Source organism: Streptomyces sp. NPDC004788, assembly GCF_053601115.1.
In genome coordinates, this window is record NZ_JBSGBF010000020.1 from 32,461 (window position 1) to 54,898 (window position 22,438).

Here is a 22,438-nt window from a genome sequence, read left to right on the forward strand (position 1 = left end):
TCATACTGACCGTATGCCCGACGGTCCCAGCATCGTGATCCCCGCCCACAACGAGGAACGCACCCTCGCCCGGCTCCTCGACGGCCTCCTGGGCGGCGCGCGTGACGGCGAGTTCGACGTCCTGGTCGTGTGCAACGGCTGTACGGACGCCACCGCGGCCGTCGCCGCCGGATACGGCCCGCGCGTGCGTGTCGTCGAGACCCCCGTCCCCTCCAAGCACCAGGCCCTGCGGCTCGGCGACGCACACGCCCGCGGCTTCCCCCGGATCTACGTGGACGCCGACGTGGAGCTCGGCGCAGCCGACGTGCGGGCCCTGGCGGCCGCTCTCGCCGGCCCGGGCCCGGTGCTGGCGGCCGCGCCGGAGCGGCAGCTGCCGATGAGCGGCTGCTCCTGGCCCGTGCGCGCCTACTACAAGGTGTGGCAGCGGCTTCCCGCGGTGCGTGAAGGGCTGTTCGGGCGCGGGGTGATCGCCATGTCAGGTGAGGGGCACGCCCGGATCGCCGCCCTGCCGCCCTTGATGGCCGACGACCTGGCCGCCTCCCTCGCCTTCGGTCCGGCCGAGCGCGCCGTGGTCCGCGCCGCCCGGGTCGTGGTCCGTCCGCCCCGGACCTGGCCCGACCTGATCCGCCGCCGGATCAGGGCCGCCACCTCCACCGCCCAACTGGAGGAACAGCAGCGCGAGGCGGCCGGGACGCCGGGCCGGGGCGACGCCCCCACGGCCCGTACCGGCCTGGGCGACCTGCGCGCCCTGCTGCGCACCGACCCCACCCTGCTGCCCGCCCTGATCGTCTTCGTCACGGCGGCGCTCGTGGCGCGCCGGGGGGCGCGCAAGGCGATCCGTGCGCGGGACTTCGACACCTGGCTCAGGGACGAGAGTAGCCGCGAGGGCTGAGCGCCCGCTCCGTGCTTCCCTGCCCCGGGCGCGCGCCCCGGCGCGGGGCGCGCCGTCCGACCGGATGCACCCGTTCCGGTCCCTTGATGATCAAGGCCGCTTAGGCTGCTCATGATCACGCCAAGGAGGGTCTTGATGACGTACCGGATTCGGGGGCGGCGCTCCGCCACTCTGGCGGCGGCGCTCGCCGTCTGCGCAGCCTGGCTGGCCACGGGCCCGACGGCCCGGGCCGAGGAACCGGCCACCCCCACGGCCACCGCCACGGCCACCCCCACGGCGACGGCGACGGCGACGGCCACGGCGACCGCCACGGCCACGGCCACGGCCACCCCGACGGCCACGGCCACCGCCACAGCGACCCCTACGGCCATCGCCACCACCGCAGGGCCGCTCACCGCCGCGACCCGCTTCTACGTGGACCCCGACAGCCGGGCCGCACGGCAGGCCGCCGCCGACGAGCAGGCGGGCGACACGGCCGATGCCGCCACCATGGCGCGGCTCGCGCAACTGCCGCAGGCCACCTGGTTCACCGGCGGCAGCGCCGCACAGGTCCGTGACGAAGCCGCCGCGCTCCTCGGCAGGGCCAGGGCCGCCGGCCAGGTGCCGGTGATCGTCGCGTACGACATCCCCGGCCGCGACTGCGGCAGCTACTCCGCCGGCGGGGCCCCGTCCTCCGCCGCGTACCGGGAGTGGATCGACGGGCTCGCCACGGGCATCGGCACCGGCCCCGCCCTCGTCGTCCTGGAGCCCGACGGGCTGGCCCTGCTGCCCAAGGACTGCGCCGGATCCGTCGACCCGACCGGCGCGCTCACCGCCGCCCGCCTCGCCGACCTCGACTACGCCGTGACGGCCCTCAAGGCGACGGGCCCCGGCACCGCCGTCTACCTCGACGGCGGCAACAACAAGTGGCGGGCCGTCGGCGACATGGCCCGGCGCCTCGTCGACGCCGGGGTCGGGCACGCCGACGGCTTCTCCCTCAACGTCTCCAACTTCCTGCCGACCGACCACCTCGACCACTACGGCACCTGGGTCGCGAAGTGCGTCTGGTTCGCCACCCGGGGACCGGAGTGGGCCCGCGGCCACACCGACTGGTGCGCGAGCCAGTACTACTCCTCCGCCGCGCCCAACGACGGCCGGCCGGGCAACGCGGTCGACCCCGACGACCCGAGCACCTGGCACTGGACCGACGCCTGGTACGACCAGGCCGTCGGAAACCCGCCCACCACCGACCTGCCCCACTTCGTCGTCGACACCAGCCGCAACGGCCTCGGCCCCTGGACCCCGGCCCCGGGCGCGTACTCCGGTGACCCCGAGACCTGGTGCAACCCGCCCGGCCGCGGCATCGGCCCGCGCCCGACCGCCGACACCGGGGTGGCGCTCGCCGACGCCTATCTGTACCTGAAGGTCGTCGGCGAGTCCGACGGCAGCTGCACCCGCGGCACCGGCGGCACGACCGACCCCGAGTACGGCATCGTCGACCCGCCGGCCGGAGCCTGGTGGCCTGAGCTCGCCCACACGCTGGCCCGCAACGCCCAGCCGGCCCTGCTGCCCTGAACCGGCGCTTTCGAAACCCTGAACGATCGAACCCTCGACGCGGGCCCGGTCCCTGCGCGATGATCACGGCCGCACCACACCACCCCCCTCACGACCCTCACATCCCACCCAACGGGAGGACGTTGATGGCACGCCGCACATCCCGCGGCCTGATCGCCGCGGCCACCGCCACCGTGGCGCTGATCGCCCCGGCCGGTCTCGCCTCCGCCACCGGCGCGGCCCCGGCCGCCGCCGGTCCGCAGGCCCGCATCTTCATGGTCAACCCCGTGCAGTCCTCGGGCGACCAGACGCTCACCGACAACAAGGACGCCGCCGACGCGGTCCCCGCGTCCGCGTACACCACCGTCGCCCTGCGCAACCTGGACGGCAGCGGTGGTCTCTCCGGCCGCTGGGCCTACGTCCGCTCCGAGACGGGCGCGCCCGCGAAGGTCGCCGACGCCGCCTCGTACAACCGGCACGACGACCAGTTCGAGCAGGTCATGGCGTACTTCTGGGTCAACGAGGCCCAGGAGTACCTGCAGGGCCTCGGCTTCGGCAGCGAGCTGCCGGGCGCCAACAACCGGCCGATGCCGGTGCGGATCAGCCAGTGGGGCGCGGACAACTCCTTCTTCACCGACAAGAAGGACGAGATCCGCTTCGGCAAGGGCGGCGTCGACGACGCCGAGGACGCCGAGGTCGTCGTCCACGAGTACGGCCACTCCGTGCACGAGGCCCAGGTGCCCGGCTTCGGCAGCTCGCCGGAGGCCGGTGCGATCGGCGAGGCGTTCGGCGACTACCTGGCCGTCGAGGTCGGAAGCAACGCCGCCGCCCGCTACGGCTGGCCCGTGAAGACGGACCTCGCCTGCGTCGCCGACTGGGACTCCGTCACGTACAGCACCGCCCCGCACTGCCTGCGCCGGGTCGACGGCACCAAGGTCTACGCCGACCGGGTGGGCGAGGTGCACGCCGACGGCGAGATCTGGTCCCGCGCCCTGTGGGACATCCGTGGCGCGCTCGGCGCCCGGACCGCCGACCGGATCATCGTGAACGCCCAGTTCGGCTTCAAGCCGGACACCTCCTTCGAGGACGCGGCCAAGCAGACGATCGCCACCGCGCAGAAGATGTACGGCCAGGGCGCCGCCGACGCGGTCCGCGCGGCCTTCCACGCCCGCCAGATCCCGGGCATCTAGTCCGAGGCGTCCAGGCGACAGGGTGGGATCCCGGCCGTCGCGGGGGGTATCGATACCGGACACCCCCTCGCGACGGAAGGGATCCCCCCATGGAAACGGGCAGGAGCGTCGGGTTCGTCCAGACCTACGACCGCGGGGCCGGCTACGGCTTCGTCCTCGCCGTCGGTTCCGAGGAACCGGTGTACTTCCGCGCCGAGGACATCGAGGGCGGGCCCGCCCTCTCCGAAGGGCAGCAGGTCTCCTTCGTCCTGGTCCTGGGCGAGGGCCGGTTCGAGGCCCGGGAGATCCGTCCGTGAGCCCCCTCACGGGGTGAGCGCCGCGAGCGGCACGCGCCGGAAGACGATCGTCTCGTAGGGGCCGCGCTCGCCCGTCTCGTACAGCACCCCCACCGTCCGCGCGTCCACCCGGACCAGGTCCGAGTAGCCGGCCGGGCGGTGCGACAGCGTGAGCGCCGGGGCGAAGGTGCGGCCGCCGTCCGTGCCGGTCCAGAGGACGAGGTCGCGGCGGGCGGTCGGCACCGAGGGCGCGGAGAAGAGCAGCCGGCCGGAGTCCAGGGCCAGCAGACCGCCCTCCACCACCGGCACGGCGCCGAGCGCGGGCTGTGGCGCGAACGGCCGGTCGAGGCTCGCGCCCCCGTCGCTCGACGTGCTGTCGGCCCGGTTGCCGGGGCTGCTGCCGAGCTGGTCGCGGGCCGTGAAGTAGACGCGCCCGTCCGGGAGTTCGGCCGCCGCCGTCTCGTTGGTGTCGACCGTGCCCTCGTACGACTCGTCCGCCCAGCCGATCCGCCAGCTGTGCCCGCCGTCGTCGCTGAGCAGCGCGTGCGCCCCGTACCAGCGCGGCTCGCGACCGGTGCCGGGCGAGCCCGGCGGGGGAGCGGCCGAGTGGTCGGCGGGCACGACGAGCCGGCCGGCGTGCGGGCCGCGGGTCAGGGCGATCGCGTGGCCGGGCCCCGTCGCGTACCAGCGCCAGCCGGCCCGCTTCACGGTGGACGTGATGTCCCGGGGCGCCGAGAAGCCGCGCCCGTCGTCCGCGCTGCGCTGCACGTACACCCGGCGCCCCCGCGCCGCCGACGCCCGTCCCGCCAGGATCGTCGACTCCGTCACCGCGCCGGCGTTGCCCGTCGAGAGCAGGACCACGTCGCCGCTCGCCGGATCGACGACCGGCGCCGGATTGCCCCGGGTGTTCCCGTGCCCCGCGGCCACCACCCGCTGCGGCCCCCACGTACAGCCGCCGTCGGTCGAGCGCCGCAGCACGATGTCCACGGCGCCCGCGTCCCCGGTGCCCCGCAGCCGGGCCTCGGCGAAGGCGAGCAGGGTGCCGGCGGGTGTGCGGACGACGGCCGGGATGCGGTACGCGGCGTGGCCGCCGGTCCCGGAGACGTACGGGACGGAGGACGCGCAGCCGCCCCGGGCCGCGTCCCCGCGGGTGACGCAGGCACCGACGACCAGGGCGGCGGCCAGTGCCGCCGCGTGCCACCGGTGATTCGCTCGCTTGCCGGACATGCGCACAGCGCACATCGGCCACCCGGCGCGGGGCCCAACAGCGCGTCAACGGACGGGAGTCGGTGGCCGAATCCGCGGTGAACCGGCGAACCGGTGAACCGGTGAGCCGGGGAACCGGACGACGGATCAGCTGTCGAAGCCGAGGCCCACCCGGTCCAGGGCGCGCAGCCACAGATTGCGGCGCCCCTCGTGCGCGTCGGCGCGGGCGAGGGACCACTGGGTGATGCCGATGCCGAGGGCGCGCACCGGCTCGGGCGGGAACGGCAGCGGCTTGCGGCGTACGAGCTCCAGCGAGGTGCGCTCGGTGCGCTCGCCGGCCAGCAGGTCGAGCATGACCTCGGCGCCGAAGCGGGTGGCGCCCACGCCGAGGCCGGTGTAGCCGGCCGCGTACGCCACCCGGCCGCGGTGGCTGCTGTCGAAGAAGACGCAGAAACGGGTGCTGGTGTCGATGGCGCCGCCCCACGCGTGGCTGAACCGGACGCCGGCCAGTTGCGGGAAGGTCTCGGCGAAGTGCCGGGCCAGGGTCGCGAAGGTCTGGTGGCGCTGGTCGCGTTCGGCGCGCACGCCGCCGCCGTAGCGGTACACGGCGTCGAAGCCGCCCCACAGGATCCGGTTGTCGGCGGACAGCCGGACGTAGTGGAAGCGGTTGGCGCAGTCGGCGAAGCCCTGCCGGTTCCGCCAGCCCACGGCGGCGAGTTGATCGGCCGTCAGGGGCTCGCTCATCAGCGCGTAGTCGTAGACCGGAACGGTGTACGGGCGGTGCCGGCGGAGCAGCGAGGGGTACGCGTTGGTGGCCAGCGCCACCCGCCGCGCGCGCACCCGGCCGTACGGTGTGGACACCGCGATCCGCGCGCCGTCCTCAGTGAGCCCGGTGCCCGGCGTGTGCTCGTACACCCGGACGTCCAGCTCCTGGCAGGCCCGCTTGAGTCCCCAGGCGAGCCGGGCCGGGTTGACCATGGCGACACCGTCCTTGTTCCACACGCCGCCGAGGAACGACGGCGAGTCGATCTCGGCGCGCACGGCCGCCTCGTCGAGCAGCGCGACCTCGGCGCCGTACCGCGCGGCGGCCTCGGCCTCCTCCTTCAGGCCGGCGAGCTGGTACGGCTCGGTCGCCACGACCAGCGAGCCGGTGCGCTCCCAGTCGCAGTCGATGCCGTGCTTGGTGACGGTGTCCTCGATGGCCTGGAGGTTCTCCCGGCCGAGCCGTTCGAGCCGGGCGATCTCACCGGGCCAGCGGGCGATCCCGTTGCCGAGCCCGTGCGTGAGGCTCGACTCGCAGAAGCCGCCGTTGCGCCCGGACGCGGCGGCGCCGACCTCGCCGGCCTCGATGAGCACCACATCGGCGGACGGATCGCGCTCCTTCGCGATCAGCGCGGTCCACAGCCCGCTGTAGCCGCCGCCGACCACGAGCAGATCGCAGTCGACAGCGCCCACGAGAGCGGGCGCGGCGGGCGGCCGGTGGTCGGCGTCGTCCAGCCAGAAGGGGGTGGGCGAGGCGTCCCGGAGCGCGTGTACGGGGTCCATGGGCGGTGCTCCTTCGGATCGCGGAGGCGGGCCTGCGGGCCACGGGCCTGACGAAGTGCCGTCATGAGACCGGGCCGGACGGATTACCGTCAATGGTGTTGACGTAAGCGGTCCCGCCCGTCCCCGTACCGGATCCGGGCGCCCCTACCCCTCCCCGAGCGCCGCCAGCCTCGCCCCCACCGCGTCCAGCATCAGCTCAAGGGCGAACGGGTGGCCGCTGTCCCGCATGTCCGCCGCCAGCAGCGGGAACGTCGCCGCCACGTTCGGGTGGGTGTCGGCGGGGAGCTTGCCGTACGCGGCGTGCCACACCTGCTCGTCGGCCTCGCGGGCCGGCTCCGGGAGGGCCTGGGCGGCGGCGTCGAGCGCGGCGAAGGCGAGGGCCTGGTCGACGAAGGCGTGGTAGATCCGGACCGCCTCCGCGTCCGGGAAGCCGGCGCGGCGCAGCACGCCGAGGATCGCCTCGACGGCGCGGGCCTCGTGCGTGCGACCGGTCGTGCGGTGCGCGGCGAGCGCGGCGACCTGCGGGTGGGCGAGGTAGGCGGCGTGGATGCGCGAGGCGATCGCGTGCAGGTCGGCGCGCCAGTCACCGGTCGCCCGCCAGCCCGCCTGTGCGAGCCCGACCATCTCGTCGGCGAGGGCGAGCAGCAGGTCGTCGGTGTTGCGGAAGTAGCGGTAGAGCGCGCTGGGGTCGGCGCCGAGGGCGGCGCCCAGGCGCCGTACGGACAACGCCTCCGCGCCGTGCTGGGCGACCAGCCGCAGCGCCGTCTCGACGATCACCCGCTCGGAGAGCACGGTGCCCTGCTTGGTGGGGCGGCGGCGCTGCCGCCGGTCCTCCGGAACAACTCGTTCGGCCATGGCCGGACCCTACCCGGGGACGCCTTACGACAACACCCTTGACGTGTTGACGGGGGCGGCTGTTCCATGACGCACCTCGCCTCGGCCCCCGTGCCGGGCCCCCTCACCTTCCAGGAGTACGCACATGAGCACGGCCGACCTGGTCTTCACCGGTGGCCCCGTCTTCACCGGCGACCCCGCCCGCACCCGGGCCACCTCCCTCGCCGTCACCGGCGAGCGGATCACCGCCGTCGGCCACGACGAGGTGCGCGATCTCGTCGGCCCGTCGACCGAAGTCGTCGACCTCACCGGCAAGTTGCTGATCCCCGGCTTCCAGGACTCGCACATCCACGCCGTGTACGGGGGCGTGGAGCTGGCCGAGTGCGACCTCAGCGGCACCACCGGCGTCGACGACTACCGCCGGATCATCGCCGGCTTCGCCGCCGCCCACCCCGACCACGAGTGGATCACCGGCGGCGGCTGGTCGATGGAGAGCTTCGAAGGCGGCCTGCCCACCCGGCAGTTGCTCGACGAGCTCGTCGCCGACCGCCCCGTCTGCCTGGTCAACCGCGACCACCACGGCTCCTGGGTCAACTCCCGCGCCCTGGAACTCGCCGGGATCACCGCCGACACCCCCGACCCGGCCGACGGCCGGATCGAGCGCGACGCCGACGGCAACCCCACCGGAGTCCTCCAGGAGGGCGCGGCGGCCCTGGTCTCCCGGCATGTCCCGGCCGGCACCAGGGCCGACCGCGTCGCCGGGCTGCTGCGTGCCCAGGCCCTGCTGCACTCGCTCGGCGTCACCGGCTGGCAGGACGCCCTCCTCGGCGAGTTCAGCGGCAAGCCCGACCCCTCCGACGCCTACATGGCGGCCGCCGCCGACGGCACCCTCACCGCCCGGGTCACCGGCGCGCTGTGGTGGGACCGGGCGCGCGGCGCCGAGCAGATCCCCGAACTGGTGGCGCTGCGCAAGGAGTTGAGCCTCGGACGGTTCCGGGCCGGCTCCGTGAAGATCATGCAGGACGGCATCGCCGAGAACTTCACCGCCGCGATGACCAGCCCCTACCTCGACGGCTGCGGTTGCGCCACCGCCAACACCGGCCTCAGCTTCGTCGACCCCGAGGCGCTGCGCGGCCACGTCACCGCGCTCGACGCCCTCGATTTCCAGGTGCACTTCCACGCGCTCGGCGACCGCGCCGTACGCGAGGCCCTGGACGCGGTCGAGGCGGCGATCGCCGCCAACGGACGCCGCGGCAACCGGCATCACCTGGCGCACCTCCAGGTCGTGCACCCCGACGACATCGCCCGCTTCGCCCGGCTCGGCGCGCTCGCCAACATCCAGCCGCTGTGGGCCGCGCACGAGCCGCAGATGGACGAGCTGACCATCCCCTTCCTCGGCCCCGAACGCGCCGCCTGGCAGTACCCGTTCGGCGACCTCGTACGCGCCGGCGCCACCCTGGTCGCCGGCAGCGACTGGCCGGTCAGCAGCCCCGACCCGCTCGCCGGCATCCACGTCGCGGTCAACCGCGCCGAGCCCGGCGCCACCGACGGCCGGGTCTTCCTCGCCGAGCAGCGCCTCGACCTCCCCACCGCCCTCGCCGCCTACACGGCCGGCTCCGCGCACGTGAACGGCCACGACGACGCGGGCAGCCTGCGCCCCGGCCACCTCGCGGACCTCGTCGTCCTCGACCGCGACATCCTCACCGCGCCGCGGGAGGAGATCGCCGAGGCCCGCGTGGAGCAGACCTTCGTCGGCGGCACCAGGGTCCACGGGGCCTGAACTCCGGTGTGCGCGTGTCAGGGCGTCATGGCCGGGTCAGGACGAGGCCCGCACCTGGAGCCGGGCGGTGAGCAGCACGCCGGGGGGCGTGCTGCCCCCGCCCTCCAGGGCCGCCACGAGCAGCGCTATCCCCTCCTCGGCGACGTCCGCCGGGCGCAGGCTCAGCGTGCTCACCGGCGGATCGGCGTGCGCGGCCGACTCGTCCTCGCTGACGCACACCACCCGCAGCTCGCCGGGCACGGCCAGGCCGGCCCGCCGGGCCGCGTCCATGACCAGCGGCGGGCTGGCCTCCGCGACCACGAACAGGCCGTCGGGCCGCGGTTCGCCCGCCAGCGCCCGCTCGACGGCCCGGACCACCGGACCGTTGCCCGGCTCGGGGACGAGGGTCACCAGCTCCTCGGCCCCGTGTCGCGCGCACCACGCGCGGTAGGCGGCGAGCATCTGGCGGTGGAAGCGGGTCGTGCTGTCGGGCAGGACGAGCGCGGGCCGCCGGGCGCCGCGCCCGCGCAGATGGTCGAGTGACTCCCGTACCGCCGCGTCGGCGTCCAGGTCGACCCAGTGGGCGCCCGGCCGGTCCGCGACCGAGGCGTCGCTGAAGACCGGGATGCGCGCGGCGAGGAAGTCCTCCACGAGAGGGTCGTCCTCGACCGGATCGGCGACGATCACCGCCTCCAGGGGCAGGTCCGCCCACTCCCGCTGCAGCGTTCCCGCGGGCAGCATCACCAGGGCGTACCCGTGCCGGAGCGCCGCGGACGCCGTCGCGCTGGTGAGCCGCGCGAAGTACGGCGAGTCCAGATACGCCCAGGGCTCGCCGGCGAACTCGCCGACGACGTAGCCGATCAGCCGGGCCCGTCCGGCGCGCAGCTGGCGCGCGGTGGCGTTGGGCCGGTAGCCCATTCGGCGCGCGGTCTCGACGGCCTTCTCCCGAACGGCGGGGGAGAGCCGGCCCGTGCCGTTGAGCGCCGCCGAGACGGTGGTCTTCGACAGGCCCGCCTCCCGGGCCACGTCGACGAGCCGCACCCGCGCAGCGGGCGGTCCCGCCTGCCCTTCACGTGTGGTCATGCGGAGATGCTGCCACCTCCGTGACCTCTGCAAAACCGTTCCCGCAAAGTCGCCGCAGAGTCTTGTGCGGGAACGTTCCCGCATCAATACTCGCTCCATTCCCCCACCTGGCTCCACCATCCCCAGTGCCCGTCACGACACCCGTAAAGGGGTGGGTCTCCTTGCGCATGCCCAGACTCGGTCTGCTCCTCGCCGCGCTCGCCGTCACCGCCACCGCCTGCTCCGGCGCCACCAAGCCCGCGGGCGCGGCCGGCGGCTACACCGTCACCCCGCTCTCGCCCGCGGCCAAGGGCCCGCTGCCCTCGCTCACCTGGTCGCTCTACGCGGAGCCGTACACCCTCGACTACGCCCAGGCGTACGACTACCCGCCCAACACCGTCCTCGCCAACGTCTGCGAGCAGCTCCTCCGGGTCACCCCCGACCTGAAGATCGAGCCCGGACTGGCCGTGAAGTGGGCGAACCCCGATCCGTTGACCTGGGTGTACGACCTGCGCTCGGGCGTGAGGTTCCACGACGGCACGGTCATGACCGCCGACGACGTCGTCGCCTCCCTCAAGCGCCAGATGGACCCGGCCACCGGCTCGCCCTGGGGCTCCGCCTTCAAGAACGTCAAGACCGTCGAGAAGACCGGTCCCCTCCAGGTCACCCTCAAGCTCACCAAGCCGGACGTCCTGCTGGGCGAGCTCATGGCCGCCTCGCCCGGCACCATCGAGAGCGCCGCCTTCCTCGCCAAGGCCGGCAAGGAGTACGGCGTCCCGGGCGGCAAGGTCAACTGCTCGGGCCCCTACGCCCTCGACAAGTGGCAGCAGGGCGAGTCCATCACCCTCAAGAAGTTCCCCGGCTACTGGGACAAGAAGCTCACGCCGAAGACCGACGCCGTCCGCTTCACCTTCGTCGAGGACTCCGCCGCCCGCACCAACACCTTCCTCTCCGGCACCGCCGACGGCGGCTACATGGTCCCCTCGTCCTCCCTGGACCGGCTGCGCGCCACCCCCAAGGGCAAGCTCTGGTTCGGCCCCAACACCGCCGCCGCCAACCTCGCCGTCCTGAACTTCCAGGGCACGCTCGGCGACCTCAAGGTCCGTCAGGCACTGTCCATGGCGCTCGACCGCAAGAACATCATCAAGGCCGCCGCCGGCGGCATCGGCATCCCCGCCAAGGCCCCCGCCGCACGCGGCGCCTGGGCGCTCGTCCCGGAGAAGACCGACGAGATCTTCAAGGAACTGCCCGAGCCCGTGTACGACGTGGCCAAGGCCAAGCAGCTCGTCCAGGACGCCGGCGCCACCGGCAAGAAGGTCACCCTGGTGACCAGCAGCCTCGCCCCCGAGATCAGCGTCGTCGCCAACGCCGTCCAGGCGGCCGGCCGCCAGATCGGCCTCGACGTCCAGCTCAAGGCCGTCGCACCCGACGCGTACAGCAGCATCTTCGTCGACAAGAACGCCCGCAAGGGACTCGACCTGGTCATCACCAACGGATACGACAACACGCCCGACCCGCTGGAGTTCTACCAGTACCTGCGCACCGGCGACTTCGGGAACTACGGCAACTGGTCCGACCCCGTCTACGACGACGCCTTCGACCGCGCCAACGCCGCCGCCGACCCCGGCGCCCGCACCGACCTCACCGCCGAACTGCAGCGGATCACGATGCGCGAACTGCCCGTGATCCCCGTCTACGAGGCCCCGTTCTCCGTCTTCCTCGGCAGCCGCGTCACCGGCGCCCCCACCGGCATCGCCCAGCTCTACTACCCCTGGGCCGCGACGATCGGCGCCGCGTCCTGATGAAGCCCAACCCGAAGCCCCGCAGCCCGATACTGCGCCACCCCGTGCTCCGTTACGGTCTCGGCCGGCTCGCCGGACTCCTCGGCGTCCTGCTCGTCACCTCCTTCGTCGTCTTCGCCTCCGTCCACCTCGCGCCCGGCGACCCCGTCACCTTCCTGCTGCACGGCCGCCCCGCCACCCCGCAGACGGTGGCCGCGCTGCGCGCCGAGTACCACCTCGACGACCCGCTGCTCGTGCAGTACGCGAAGTGGCTCGGCGGCGTCCTCCACGGCGACCTCGGCCGCTCCGCCCAGTACCACCAGGACGTCGCCACGCTGCTCGGCTCCCGGCTCGGCGGCACGCTCCTGCTCGTCGGCTACTCGGCGGTGCTCGTCGCGGCCGGCGGCGTCGCCGCCGGCGTGCTCGCCGCGCTGCGCCCCGGCCTCGTCGACCGGATCGTGCTCATCGGCACCGGAGTCGCCACCGCCACCCCGTCGTTCGTCAGCGCCATCGCGCTCGTCTCGCTCTTCTCCGTACAGCTTGGCTGGTTCCCCGGTCCCGGCGGCACCCCCGACGGATTCGGCGACCGGCTCTACCACCTCACGCTGCCCGCGTTCGCCCTCGCCACCACCTTCGCCGGACTCCTCGCCCGCGTCACCCGCTCCGCGATGCTCGACGAACTCGGCCGCGAACACGTCGACGTGGCCCGCGCCCGCGGTGTCGCCGGGCGCGCCGTGATCCGCCGGCACGTGCTGCGCAACAGCCTCGGCCCCGTCGTCACCGTCGGCGGCACCATGCTGGCCGGACTCCTCGTCACCACCTCGGTCGTCGAGACCGCCTTCGACGTGCCCGGCATCGGCAACCTCCTCGTCCAGTCCGTCAGCGCCCAGGACTTCGCCGTCGTGCAGGCCGTCACCCTGCTCAGCGTCGCGGCCTTCGTCCTCGTCAACCTCGTCGTCGACCTGCTCGCCCCCCTCATCGACCCCCGGCTCACCCTCCACGGGGAAGGCACCTCATGACCCTCACCGCACACCCCGGGGCAGCCGGCCCGGGCGGGGCCGACGCGGACGCCGCCCCGCTGAGCCGCCGCCCCGGCCTGCGCCGACTGCGCGCCCTCGGCCAGGGCCCCCTGTTCACGGCCGCCGTCCTCGTGCTCGTCGCGCTCGTCCTCGTCGCCGCCCTGGCCCCGCTGCTCGCGCCGTACGACCCCGAGGCCCTGGACCTGACCTCCAGCCTCGTCGGCACCGGCGGCGACCACCTGCTCGGCACCGACCAGTCCGGCCGCGACATCCTGTCCCGGCTGCTGCACGGCGCCCGCACCGGACTCCTCGGCCCGCTGCTCGTCGTGGTCGTCTCCACCGTGCTCGGCACCGCGCTCGGCGTGCTCGCCGGCTGGCGCGGCGGCTGGGCGGACGCGCTGCTCTCCCGCTCCATGGACCTGGTCTTCGCCATCCCCGGGCTGCTCCTCGCGATCATGCTGGTCGCGGTGCTCGGCTCCGGCATGACCGCGCCCGTCATCGCCATGGCCGTCGCCTACACCCCGTACGTCGGACGCCTGGTCCGCGGCATCGCACGGCAGGAGAAGGCCCGGCCGTACATCGAGTCGTACCGCGTGCAGGGCTGGTCCGGCTGGACCATCTGCCTGCGCCACCTGCTGCCCAACATCACGCCCACCGTCTTCGCGCAGTCCGCGATGAACTTCGGCTACGCCCTGATGGACCTGGCCGCCCTCTCCTTCCTCGGCTTCGGCGTCCAGCCGCCCACCGCCGACTGGGGCGCCATGATCAACGACGGCCAGTCGGCGCTCCAGCAGGGCGCCCTGCTGCCCGCGCTCGCGCCCTCCTTCTGCATCGTCCTCGCGGTCGTCGCGTTCGGCATCGTCGGCGAGGGCATCGCCGACCGGATCGCGAAGCGGGAGCGGTGACCACCATGACCGGGACCACCATGACCGACCACAGCCCCAGTGGCGCCTCCGGCGCCGACGTCCTGGAGATCGACCGGCTCACCCTCCGGCTCCCCGCAGGACAGGCCGCCCGCCCCCTCCTCGACGGCGTCACCCTCACCGTCGCCCCCGGCGAGACCGTCGGCCTCGTCGGCGAGTCCGGCTCCGGCAAGTCCGTCGCCTGCCGAACCGTCCTCGGCCTCCTCCCCGCCAGGGCCCGCACCACCGGCCAGGTCAGGGTCGCCGGACAGGACGTCCTCACCCTGGACCGCGGAGCCCTCGCCGACCTGCGCGCCCGCAAGGCCGCCATGGTCTTCCAGGACCCGCGCGCCTCCGTCAACCCGCTGCGCCGCGTCGGCGACTTCGTCACCGAGGGCCTGCGCGCCGCCGGCACCCCCGCCGCCAAGGCCACCGCCCGCGCCGCCGAACTCCTCGACGCCGTCGGCATCCGCGACCCGCGCGGCGCCCTGCGCCGCTACCCGCACGAGTTCTCCGGCGGCATGCTCCAGCGCGTCGTCATCGCCGCCGCCCTCGCCGGCGACCCGGCCCTGATCGTCGCCGACGAACCCACCACCGCGCTCGACGTCACCACCCAGGCCGAGATCATCGCGATCCTCACCCGCCTGCAGGCCGAACGCGGCACCGGACTCCTCTTCGTCACCCACGACCTGGAACTCGCCGCCGCCATCTGCGACCGGGTGTACGTGATGTACGCCGGCCGCATCGTCGAGACCCGCACCACCACCGAGCTGTTCGACCGCCCGCGCCACCCCTACACGGCCGGACTGCTCTCCTGCACCCCGCGCATCGACCCCGGCGCGCCCGCGCCCCGCCCCATCGAGGGCCGCCCGGTCTCCGTCGCCGAAGCCCCGCCCGGCTGTGCCTTCGCCGCCCGCTGCGCCCACGCCGTGGCGCGCTGCACGGACGAGGTGCCCGCGCTGGTGGCGCACGGCGACGGACTCGCCGCCTGTCACCGCGCCGACGAAGGGATCCAGCTGTGACCGCCCGTTCCGGCCTCGTGGTGCGCGGACTGCGCAAGACGTACGGCGACCACACCGCCGTCGACGACGTGTCGTTCTCCCTCGCGCCCGGCTCCTCCCTCGGCATCGTGGGCGAGTCCGGCAGCGGCAAGACCACCAGCGTCCGGATGCTCGTCGGCCTCGAACGCGCCGACGCCGGCACGGTCACCCTCGACGGCCGAGACCGCTCCGCCCGCCCGCGCGGCCGGGCCGAACGGCTCGCCAGGGCCCGCGAGATCCAGATGGTCTTCCAGGACCCGTACCTCTCCCTCGACCCCCGGATCCCCGTCGGCGACAGCGTCGACGAGGTCCTGCGGCTGCACTTCCGCCTCGACCCGGCCGCCCGCCGGGCCCGCGTCGCCGAACTCCTCGACCAGGTGGGCCTCGGCCCGCGCGAGGCCGCCGCACTGCCCCGCCGCCTCTCCGGCGGCCAGCGCCAGCGCGTCGCCATCGCCCGCGCCCTGGCCGCCGAGCCGCGGGTCCTCGTCCTGGACGAGGCGGTCGCCGCGCTCGACGTCTCCATCCAGGCCCAGATCCTCGAACTCCTCGCCCGCATCCGGCGCGAGGCAGGCGTCGGCTTCCTCTTCGTGACCCACGACCTCGGGGTCGTACGGCACATCACGGAGGAGATCGTGGTGCTGCGCCACGGCCGCATCGTCGAGGCGGGCCCGACCGCCCGAGTCCTCGACCACCCCGAACACCCCTACACCCGCCTCCTCCTGGACTCCGTCCCGCGCCGGGGCTGGGACCCGGCCCGGATCGCGGCGGCCCGCGCGGCGGTCACTGGCTGAGCCGCTCTGGGCGGACGGCGTGAAGCGGCGGCTCGGACACGTCCTCGTACGGCACCGGGCCGCGCACCATGCGGTGGCGGCCGGGTCCGGGCAGCCGGTCCGGCTCCGGCGTCCCGCGCGCGGCGACGCGGGCGCGGGAGTCAGCCGGAGGTGACCGGCAGCAGCGTCGGGCGTTTGGCCGTGCGGCCGTCGCCCGACGAGCGGCCGCGCAGGCGGCGGGCGATCCAGGGGCCGAGGAAGGCGGCCGCCCAGGCGAGTTCGACGCCCGCGCGACGCAGACCGGTGGCCGCGGGGACGCCGGGCGGGGGGAGGGGGCGGGACCAGGAGCCGTCGGTGCCGGGCAGTTCGAGGGCGTGGGCGAAGGCGGCGGCGATCCGGGCGTGGCCGGGCGGGGCCGCGTGGAGGCGGTCGTGGCTCCACAGGCGCGGGTCGGTGACGGCCGGGTGGTCGGCGGTCTCGACGACGGTGACGCCGTGGGCCCGGGCGGCCTCGCGGATGCCCGCGTTGAGTGCGGTGATCCGGGGCGCGACCGGGCGTGCCGCCGGGATCAGCCGGGTGAGGTCGGGGAAGGTGAGCGTCGCGACCCGGGCACCCCGCCCGGTGAGCGCGGCGAACATCGCCGCCAGGTGGCCGGCGACCTCGTCCGCGTCGAAGCGGGGCCGCAGCAGGTCGTTCACGCCGGCGACGACCGTCGCGAGATCGGGCTCCAGGGCGAGCGCGGGCCCGAGCTGCTCGGCCCGTACCTGACCGGCGAGCCGGCCCCGTACCGCCAGATTGGCGTAGTGGAGCTCCGGGCTCGACCGGGCGACCGCCTCGGCGAGCCGGTCGGCCCAGCCGCGCAGGCCCCGGACGTCGTCCCCGTCGCCGACGCCCTCCGTCTGGCTGTCGCCGAGGGCCACGTACCGCCGGTACGTGGCCCTCGGCGGCGCCACCTGCTCGCGCCGTTCAGTATTCATATTGTTGAGTATAGGGCTGTGGAGCGGGGATCCCAGGGAGTCAGCCCACGTGGACGCGCGGGCGCAGTTCCCGGTCGGGCTCGGCCTCGCGCAGGATCTCGCGGGTGACCGGGGCGATCTCGCCCTGGCCGAAGAGGAAGAAGCGGAGGAAGTTGGCGAAGGGGTTGCCCTCGGTCCACTCGAAGTAGATGTGCGGGCGGACGCCGGTGAGGTCGCGCGAGTGGAGCAGGAGGGCCGCGAGGCCGTTGGAGATGGAGGAGCTCTCCACGGTCAGGACGCGGTAGCGGTCGTGGAGGACCTCGCCGCGGACGGTGAGGCCGGCCTCGAACTCGGAGGGGTCGGTGACCGTCACCTCGACGAAGACGAAGTCCTCGGTGCCCGGCAGGTCGTTGTCGGCGCGGATCTGGTCCTTCTTGGCCCGGTACTCGTCGGCGTCGCGGTTGCCCGGCTCGTTCGCGATGAAGCGCGGCGTGCGGTTGGAGATGTCGCGGATGAACCGCTCGGCCATGTCGTCGAGCTCGACGTGGGTGACGCGCAGCTCGAAGGCGCGGCCGAGGCGGGAGAGCAGGGAGATGAGGATGATGCCGGCGATGAAGCAGGCGCCGATCTTCACGCCGTCAGGGCGTTCGATGACGTTCACGACGGTGACGTACAGCAGGACCGCCGAGATGGTCGCGAAGCCGATCGCCCAGCCGCGCTGGCCGGCGCGGCGGGCGGCGATGGTCACCGCGATGGCCGCGGACGACATCAGCACGAGGACACCGGTCGCGTAGGCGCCGCCCTGGGCGTCGACGTCGGCGTCGAAGACCCAGGTGACGAGGAAGGCGACCAGGGTGAAGACGATCACCATGGGGCGCACGGCGCGGGCCCAGTGCGGGGCCATGCCGTACTTCGGCAGGTAGCGGGGCATCAGGTTCAGCAGACCGGCCATGGCGGAGGCGCCCGCGAACCACAGGATCGCGATGGTCGAGATGTCGTAGACCGTGCCGAACGCGCCGCCGAGGTACTCGTGGGCCAGATAGGCCAGCGCGCGGCCGTTGGCCTTGCCGCCCGGCTCGAACTCCTGGTGCGGGATGAGCACGGTGGTGATGAAGCTCGTGGCGATCAGGAACACGCTCATGATCAGCGCGGCCGTGGTGAGCAGCTTCTTCGTGCCCCGGATGCGGCCGGCGGGCGCGGTCTCGGTGTCGTCGGGCTCACCCTGCACGTGCGGCATCACCGCCACGCCGGTCTCGAAGCCGGACATGCCCAGCGCCAGCTTCGGGAAGACGATGAGAGCCACGCCGACCATGACGAAGACGTTGCCGTGCTCGGTCGTCATGGCGGCGGTCCAGTCGGTGACCACGTGACCCTCGGTCAGGACGTGGTACATGCCGTTGACGACGACCACGGCGTTGAGGCCGAGATAGACGGCGACGAGCGCGACGGCGACCCCGATGGCCTCCAGGAAGCCCTTGAGGAAGACCGCGCCCAGCAGTGCGATCAGCAGCAGGGTGATCAGCACCTGCTTGTCCTGCAGCGCCGATTCCAGATGCGGGTTCTCCACCAGGTGGGTGGAGGCGTCCGCGGCCGACAGGGTGATGGTGATCAGGAAGTCGGTCGCCGCGAAGCCCAGCAGGGTCAGGACGAACAGCTTGCCCTTCCAGAAGGACAGCAGCCGCGACAGCATCGCGATCGAGCCCTCGCCGTGCGGGCTCTCCTCCGCCACGCGCCGGTAGACCGGCAGTGCGCCCGCCAGCGTCACGATCACCAGGACGACCGTGGCGACCGGCGAGAGCAGGCCGGCCGCCAGGGCTGCGATACCTGGCTGATAACCGAGGGTCGAGAAGTAGTCGACACCGGTCAGGCACATGACCCGCCACCAGGGCTGGCCCTTGTGTTCCTCGTGCGCGGGCTTCGGCGCGACCTGCGAGGGCCGCCCCTTGCCCATGTCGGACAGGCCTTCCAGCATCCACGCGCGCAGGCGGCTGGTACGGGTGTCGGGTGGGGTGGCCATCGGGGGACTCCTGCTGTCCGTTGTACTGCTGTGGTCGGGTTTCGGCCATCGCACGGACGGCGGTCGAGCCAGCGTAAGCAAAGGACTCATATGGGTCGCGCCGAAAGCCGTCAGGAAATCGTCAAGATCCCTCCGCCGGGCGTTGCGCTCGTCACACCGGGCGCAGCCTGGGGTGTACGGAGTCCCGACCGCGCCGAGCCGAACGGACGTGCGTCGGTCGGACCGGCGCATGTACGGACACCACGTACAGATACACGGATATACGGGCACACGGACGCACGGAGTCGGGGGAGCACAAGGATGGGCTACGACGGGCGCGACCACGAGCCGGTCTTCAAGAAGAGCCGGTGGGGCACCAACCGCTACACGTACAACCCCGACAACCCGATCGGGCTCGCGCTCATCATCGGCTCGGTGCTCTTCGCCGTCCTGATGCTCGGCACCATGGAACACCGCGGCAAGCCCTCGGAGCCCGGCCCCACGCCCTCGGCCCCGACCTACACCTTCACTACCGCACCGTGACCATGAGCCGCTCAGGCCCGTGGAACACCCAGTCCGGCGCGTAGCGCACCGCCACCCGCGGCCGGGCCCCGGGGTGGAGGGCCGGGAGCCGGTCGAGCAGCTCCGCGAGGCCGGTCTCGGCCTCCGCGCGGGCGAGCGCCGCGCCGGCGCAGTAGTGGATGCCGAGGCCGAACGCGCAGTGCCGCGCCGCGTCCCGGTGGATGTCCAGGCGGTCGGGGTCGGGGAAGCGCGCCGGGTCACGGCCGGCCGCGCCGAGGACCAGGACGAGCCGGTCGCCCGCGCGGACCGGGTGCCCGGCGAGGACGGTGTCGCGCAGTGCCCAGCGGGTCACCATCTGGACCGGCGGGTCGTACCGCAGGAGCTCGTCCACCGCCGCCGGCCACAGCCCCGGATCCGCCCTCAGCCCGGCCCGCAGCTCCGGCCGGGCGAGCAGCGCCAGGACCGCCTTGCCGATCAGCCCGGTCGTGGTCTCGTGGCCCGCCGTCAGGAGGTGGATGCAGGTCGCCGACTGCTCCTCGGGCGACAGCGAGGTCCCCTCGTCCGCGGCCCGGACGAGCGCCGAGAGCAGGTCCCCCCGGTCCCGCCCCGGCCCGCGCCGGGCGTCCAGCTCCCGCCGGAAGAAGCCGCTGAGCTCCCCGGCCGCCCGCTCCGCCGCCGCCATCCCCGCCGCACTGCGGTCCACCCGGGTGCCGCCCGCCCGCTGCAGCGCCAGCGCCTGCGCGCGGAACCACGCCTGCCGCTCCTCGGGCACGCCGAGCACGCCGGAGATCACGAGCAGCGGGAACGGCGCCGCGAACTCCGCGACGAGGTCGACGCTCTCCCGCGCCGCCAGCGGCGCGGCGAGCCGCCGGGCGATCCGCCGGATCCGCGGCCGCAGCTCCGCCACCGGACCGGCGCCGAGCGGCGGCGTGACCAGGGCCCGGAGGCGGGTGTGCCGGGGCGGGTCCAGGAAGACCAGCCAGTTCTCGACGACCTCGCGGAGGACCGCGTACCCGGGTGGCAGCGGCGCCGCCGACCCGGAGCCCGGGGCCACCCGCGCGAACTCCCGGCGGGCGAGCACCCGCGCCACCTCCGCGTACCCGAAGACGTACCAGGTCGTCGGCCCCCGCGCGCCCCGCACCGGGTGCACCGGCCCGGCCTCCCGGTAGCGCCGGTAGACGGGGTACGGGTCGGCCAGGTCGAGCCGGGCCGGCTCGAAGGCGGGCAGCCCGCGCGCCCCGTCGTCCAGCTCCTCGACGCTCATCCGCCCGCTCCCCGCGGCAGGTCCGCATCGCGGGGCGAGTCGGCCTCGCGCGGCAGGTCCGCATCGCGCGGCGCGTCGACTCCCCGCACCGGGCCCGGTCCCCGCATCGAGGCCGGTCCCCGCACCGGGCCCGGCTCCAGCGGCGAGCCCGTCCCCCGCCGCGAGCCCGCTCCCCGCACCAGGTCCGCGAGTGCCGCCGGGTCGACGGGTGGCCGGACGCCCCGCCAGGCCACGTGCCCGTCCGGGCGGACCAGCACGTACGGCTTCTCGTAGCGCCGTGCGGCCTCCGGGTCGGCGCACCGCACCACCCGCAGCGGCACCCGGCGCTCCGCGAACGCCCGTACCACCGGCTCCGGGCCGCCGTCCTCACCGTCGCCGAGGTCGAGCAGGACGAACTCGCGCCCGAACAGGTCGAGCGTGGAGCGCCCGGGGGCCAGCCAGACGTGCGGCGCCCGCGTCCCCGGCGCGGTGGAGCGGTTCAGCGTCCCGCCGTCGCCCGTCCCCGGCCGGACCGGCCCGGCCGGCCCGGCCGGCTCGACCGCGAGGACCGGGGACGCGTACCGGTACGCGAAGTGCATCTCCGGCCGGTCGAACTCGCGCCGCACGTCCGAGACCGCCAGCTCCCGGCCGAGTGCGGCCCGCGCCCGCTCGCCGAGAGGCGTGTCGTCGAGCAGCGCGGGCGAGATCCGCCGCTCCTGGGTGCGGCGCAGGTTCCGGTTGGCCTCGTCGACCCCGGCCACGGCGATCGGGCGGCGCTCGGTCTCGTACGAGTCGAGCAGCCCGGGTCCGGCCCAGCCGGCCAGCGTGGCGGCCAGCTTCCAGCCGAGGTCGGCCGCGTCGCAGACGCCCGTGCTCATGCCGAAGCCGCCGGACGGCGACAGGGTGTGCGCCGCGTCCCCGGCCAGGAAGACCCGCCCGGAGCGGTAGCGGTCGGCCACCCGGTGGGTCAGGTGCCACTCGTCGTCGGCCTCGATCTCCAGCGGGGTGTCGAGCGGCACCGCGCGCCGTACGACGCTCAGCGCGGGTTCGCCGTTCGGCGGGGCGGTCAGCCGGTAGACGCCGCGGCCGTCGATCGCGCGCAGCGGATAGCGCAGCCCGGTCGGCGAGGTGAGGAAGTGGACGAGCGGGGCGCGCGGCCCGAGCAGCTTGGGCAGCTCGGGCGCCCGGAAGAGGATGTTCCGCAGTACCCGCGGCGGGTGCAGCTCGGGCGTCCCGATCCCGGCCGCCTTGCGCACGAACGACCCGGCGCCGTCGCAGCCGACCAGATAGCGCGCCCGCACCTCGACGGGGACGCCGCCGCCGGAGACCACCGTGGCGGTGACCCCGCCCGGCCCGGTGGCGAAACCGAGCAGCCGGCTGTGGATCCGCACCGGCCCGTCCGGATGACAGCCGAGCCGGTCGAGGAGCAGCGGCGCCATCCAGTGCTGCGGGCAGATCGCCTCCGGCTCCGGCGTGTGCTCGGGCTCCGGGCGGGTCGCGACCGTGCCGAACGGCAGCCGGTGCAGCTCGTGGCCGCCGACCGCCGTCACCCAGGCGATGTCCAGGGCGTGGTCGTCCGGCCAGCCCGCGCCGCGCAGCACGTCGGCCATGCCCCAGCGGCGGAACATCTCCATCGCGCGCGGCCCCACCGTCGTGATCCGTGGCTCGGCCGGTGTGCCGTCACCCGCCTCGACCAGCGTGAAGTCCACTCCGCGGTAGGCGAGATCGAGCGCGAGCGCCAGACCGACCGGGCCGCCGCCCACCACCAGGACGTCCGTCTCCCGGACGGGGGACCCTCGGCCGGTCCCGTACGGTGCGCCCGTCCCGTACGGCGTGCCCGTTCCTTGCGGCGTGCCCGTCTCGCACGCCGCGCCCGTCTCGCACGCCGCGTCCCTCTCGTACGTGCTCATCGC

Annotated in this window: 19 protein-coding genes; 11 read left to right on the top strand and 8 right to left on the bottom strand. The window is 74.4% G+C overall.

Annotated features, from left to right (window positions below; translation table 11 throughout):
- The first annotated feature begins 13 nt into the window (after positions 1-13).
- The 4 genes from ACWEJX_RS11880 (at position 14) to ACWEJX_RS11895 (ending at position 3,911) form a co-directional block, all read left to right on the top strand.
- Positions 14-892: a glycosyltransferase family 2 protein gene (locus ACWEJX_RS11880; RefSeq protein WP_451607339.1), complete on the top strand. Its 879-nt coding sequence runs from the start codon at positions 14-16 to the stop codon at positions 890-892.
- 135 nt (positions 893-1,027) lie between these two features.
- Positions 1,028-2,446 carry a glycoside hydrolase family 6 protein gene (locus ACWEJX_RS11885; protein ID WP_451607340.1) on the top strand — a complete coding sequence of 473 codons (1,419 nt, stop codon included), beginning with the start codon at positions 1,028-1,030 and terminating at the stop codon, positions 2,444-2,446.
- Positions 2,447-2,571: 125 nt separating this feature from the next.
- Positions 2,572-3,615 carry a M4 family metallopeptidase gene (locus ACWEJX_RS11890; RefSeq protein ID WP_451607341.1) on the top strand — a complete coding sequence of 348 codons (1,044 nt, stop codon included), beginning with the start codon at positions 2,572-2,574 and terminating at the stop codon, positions 3,613-3,615.
- An 89-nt stretch (positions 3,616-3,704) separates the two neighbouring features.
- Entirely contained in the window at positions 3,705-3,911 is a 207-nt protein-coding gene (locus tag ACWEJX_RS11895) for a cold-shock protein (RefSeq protein WP_451607342.1), read from the top strand.
- Positions 3,912-3,917: 6 nt separating this feature from the next.
- Here the strand turns inward: ACWEJX_RS11895 and ACWEJX_RS11900 are convergent, their stop codons facing one another.
- The 3 genes from ACWEJX_RS11900 to ACWEJX_RS11910 form a co-directional block, all read right to left on the bottom strand.
- Positions 3,918-5,117, bottom strand: coding sequence for a sialidase family protein (locus ACWEJX_RS11900; RefSeq protein ID WP_451607343.1), 1,200 nt, complete (start codon positions 5,115-5,117; stop codon positions 3,918-3,920).
- Between the two features lie 126 nt (positions 5,118-5,243).
- Complete coding sequence (locus ACWEJX_RS11905; RefSeq protein ID WP_451607344.1) at positions 5,244-6,641, bottom strand: NAD(P)/FAD-dependent oxidoreductase; 1,398 nt, start codon at positions 6,639-6,641, stop codon at positions 5,244-5,246.
- 144 nt (positions 6,642-6,785) lie between these two features.
- Positions 6,786-7,496 carry a TetR/AcrR family transcriptional regulator gene (locus tag ACWEJX_RS11910; RefSeq protein WP_451607345.1) on the bottom strand — a complete coding sequence of 237 codons (711 nt, stop codon included), beginning with the start codon at positions 7,494-7,496 and terminating at the stop codon, positions 6,786-6,788.
- Positions 7,497-7,620: 124 nt separating this feature from the next.
- Between ACWEJX_RS11910 and ACWEJX_RS11915 the strand changes: the two genes are divergently transcribed.
- Positions 7,621-9,255, top strand: a complete 1,635-nt coding sequence (locus ACWEJX_RS11915) for an amidohydrolase (protein WP_451607346.1) — start codon at positions 7,621-7,623, stop codon at positions 9,253-9,255.
- 36 nt (positions 9,256-9,291) lie between these two features.
- On the opposite strand, the gene ACWEJX_RS11920 is transcribed toward ACWEJX_RS11915, so the two are convergent.
- Complete coding sequence (locus tag ACWEJX_RS11920; RefSeq protein WP_451607347.1) at positions 9,292-10,317, bottom strand: LacI family DNA-binding transcriptional regulator; 1,026 nt, start codon at positions 10,315-10,317, stop codon at positions 9,292-9,294.
- Between the two features lie 167 nt (positions 10,318-10,484).
- Here ACWEJX_RS11920 and ACWEJX_RS11925 point away from each other — a divergent pair, with 167 nt between their 5' ends.
- The 5 genes from ACWEJX_RS11925 to ACWEJX_RS11945 are packed head-to-tail and all read left to right on the top strand — an operon-like array spanning position 10,485 to position 15,829.
- Positions 10,485-12,098 (top strand): ABC transporter substrate-binding protein, encoded by a 1,614-nt coding sequence (locus ACWEJX_RS11925; protein ID WP_451607386.1) that lies wholly within the window; start codon positions 10,485-10,487, stop codon positions 12,096-12,098.
- 44 nt (positions 12,099-12,142) lie between these two features.
- Positions 12,143-13,096 (top strand): ABC transporter permease, encoded by a 954-nt coding sequence (locus ACWEJX_RS11930; protein ID WP_451607348.1) that lies wholly within the window; start codon positions 12,143-12,145, stop codon positions 13,094-13,096.
- On the top strand, positions 13,093-14,001 hold the full coding sequence (locus ACWEJX_RS11935; protein ID WP_451607349.1) for an ABC transporter permease: 909 nt from the start codon (positions 13,093-13,095) through the stop codon (positions 13,999-14,001). The genes ACWEJX_RS11930 and ACWEJX_RS11935 overlap by 4 nt, the downstream gene beginning before the upstream one ends.
- 5 nt (positions 14,002-14,006) lie before the next feature.
- Positions 14,007-15,020 carry an ABC transporter ATP-binding protein gene (locus ACWEJX_RS11940; RefSeq protein WP_451607350.1) on the top strand — a complete coding sequence of 338 codons (1,014 nt, stop codon included), beginning with the start codon at positions 14,007-14,009 and terminating at the stop codon, positions 15,018-15,020.
- Positions 15,017-15,829: an ABC transporter ATP-binding protein gene (locus tag ACWEJX_RS11945; RefSeq protein WP_451607351.1), complete on the top strand. Its 813-nt coding sequence runs from the start codon at positions 15,017-15,019 to the stop codon at positions 15,827-15,829. Before ACWEJX_RS11940 ends, ACWEJX_RS11945 begins: the two co-directional genes overlap by 4 nt.
- A gap of 140 nt (positions 15,830-15,969) precedes the next feature.
- Here ACWEJX_RS11945 and ACWEJX_RS11950 read toward each other — a convergent pair whose 3' ends face one another.
- Together ACWEJX_RS11950 and ACWEJX_RS11955 are read right to left on the bottom strand one after the other, a co-directional pair.
- Positions 15,970-16,785, bottom strand: a complete 816-nt coding sequence (locus tag ACWEJX_RS11950) for an SGNH/GDSL hydrolase family protein (protein ID WP_451607352.1) — start codon at positions 16,783-16,785, stop codon at positions 15,970-15,972.
- Between the two features lie 40 nt (positions 16,786-16,825).
- A complete protein-coding gene (locus ACWEJX_RS11955; RefSeq protein ID WP_451607353.1) occupies positions 16,826-18,781 on the bottom strand; it encodes an amino acid transporter in 1,956 nt (651 codons plus the stop codon).
- 300 nt (positions 18,782-19,081) lie between these two features.
- Here ACWEJX_RS11955 and ACWEJX_RS11960 point away from each other — a divergent pair, with 300 nt between their 5' ends.
- Positions 19,082-19,303: a hypothetical protein gene (locus ACWEJX_RS11960; RefSeq protein ID WP_451607354.1), complete on the top strand. Its 222-nt coding sequence runs from the start codon at positions 19,082-19,084 to the stop codon at positions 19,301-19,303.
- Here ACWEJX_RS11960 and ACWEJX_RS11965 read toward each other — a convergent pair.
- Both ACWEJX_RS11965 and ACWEJX_RS11970 read right to left on the bottom strand, forming a co-directional pair.
- Entirely contained in the window at positions 19,290-20,546 is a 1,257-nt protein-coding gene (locus ACWEJX_RS11965; protein WP_451607355.1) for a cytochrome P450, read from the bottom strand. The two genes, ACWEJX_RS11960 and ACWEJX_RS11965, sit on opposite strands and share 14 nt — an antisense overlap.
- On the bottom strand, positions 20,543-22,435 hold the full coding sequence (locus ACWEJX_RS11970; protein ID WP_451607356.1) for an FAD-dependent monooxygenase: 1,893 nt from the start codon (positions 22,433-22,435) through the stop codon (positions 20,543-20,545). Before ACWEJX_RS11970 ends, ACWEJX_RS11965 begins: the two co-directional genes overlap by 4 nt.
- Positions 22,436-22,438 lie beyond the last annotated feature (3 nt).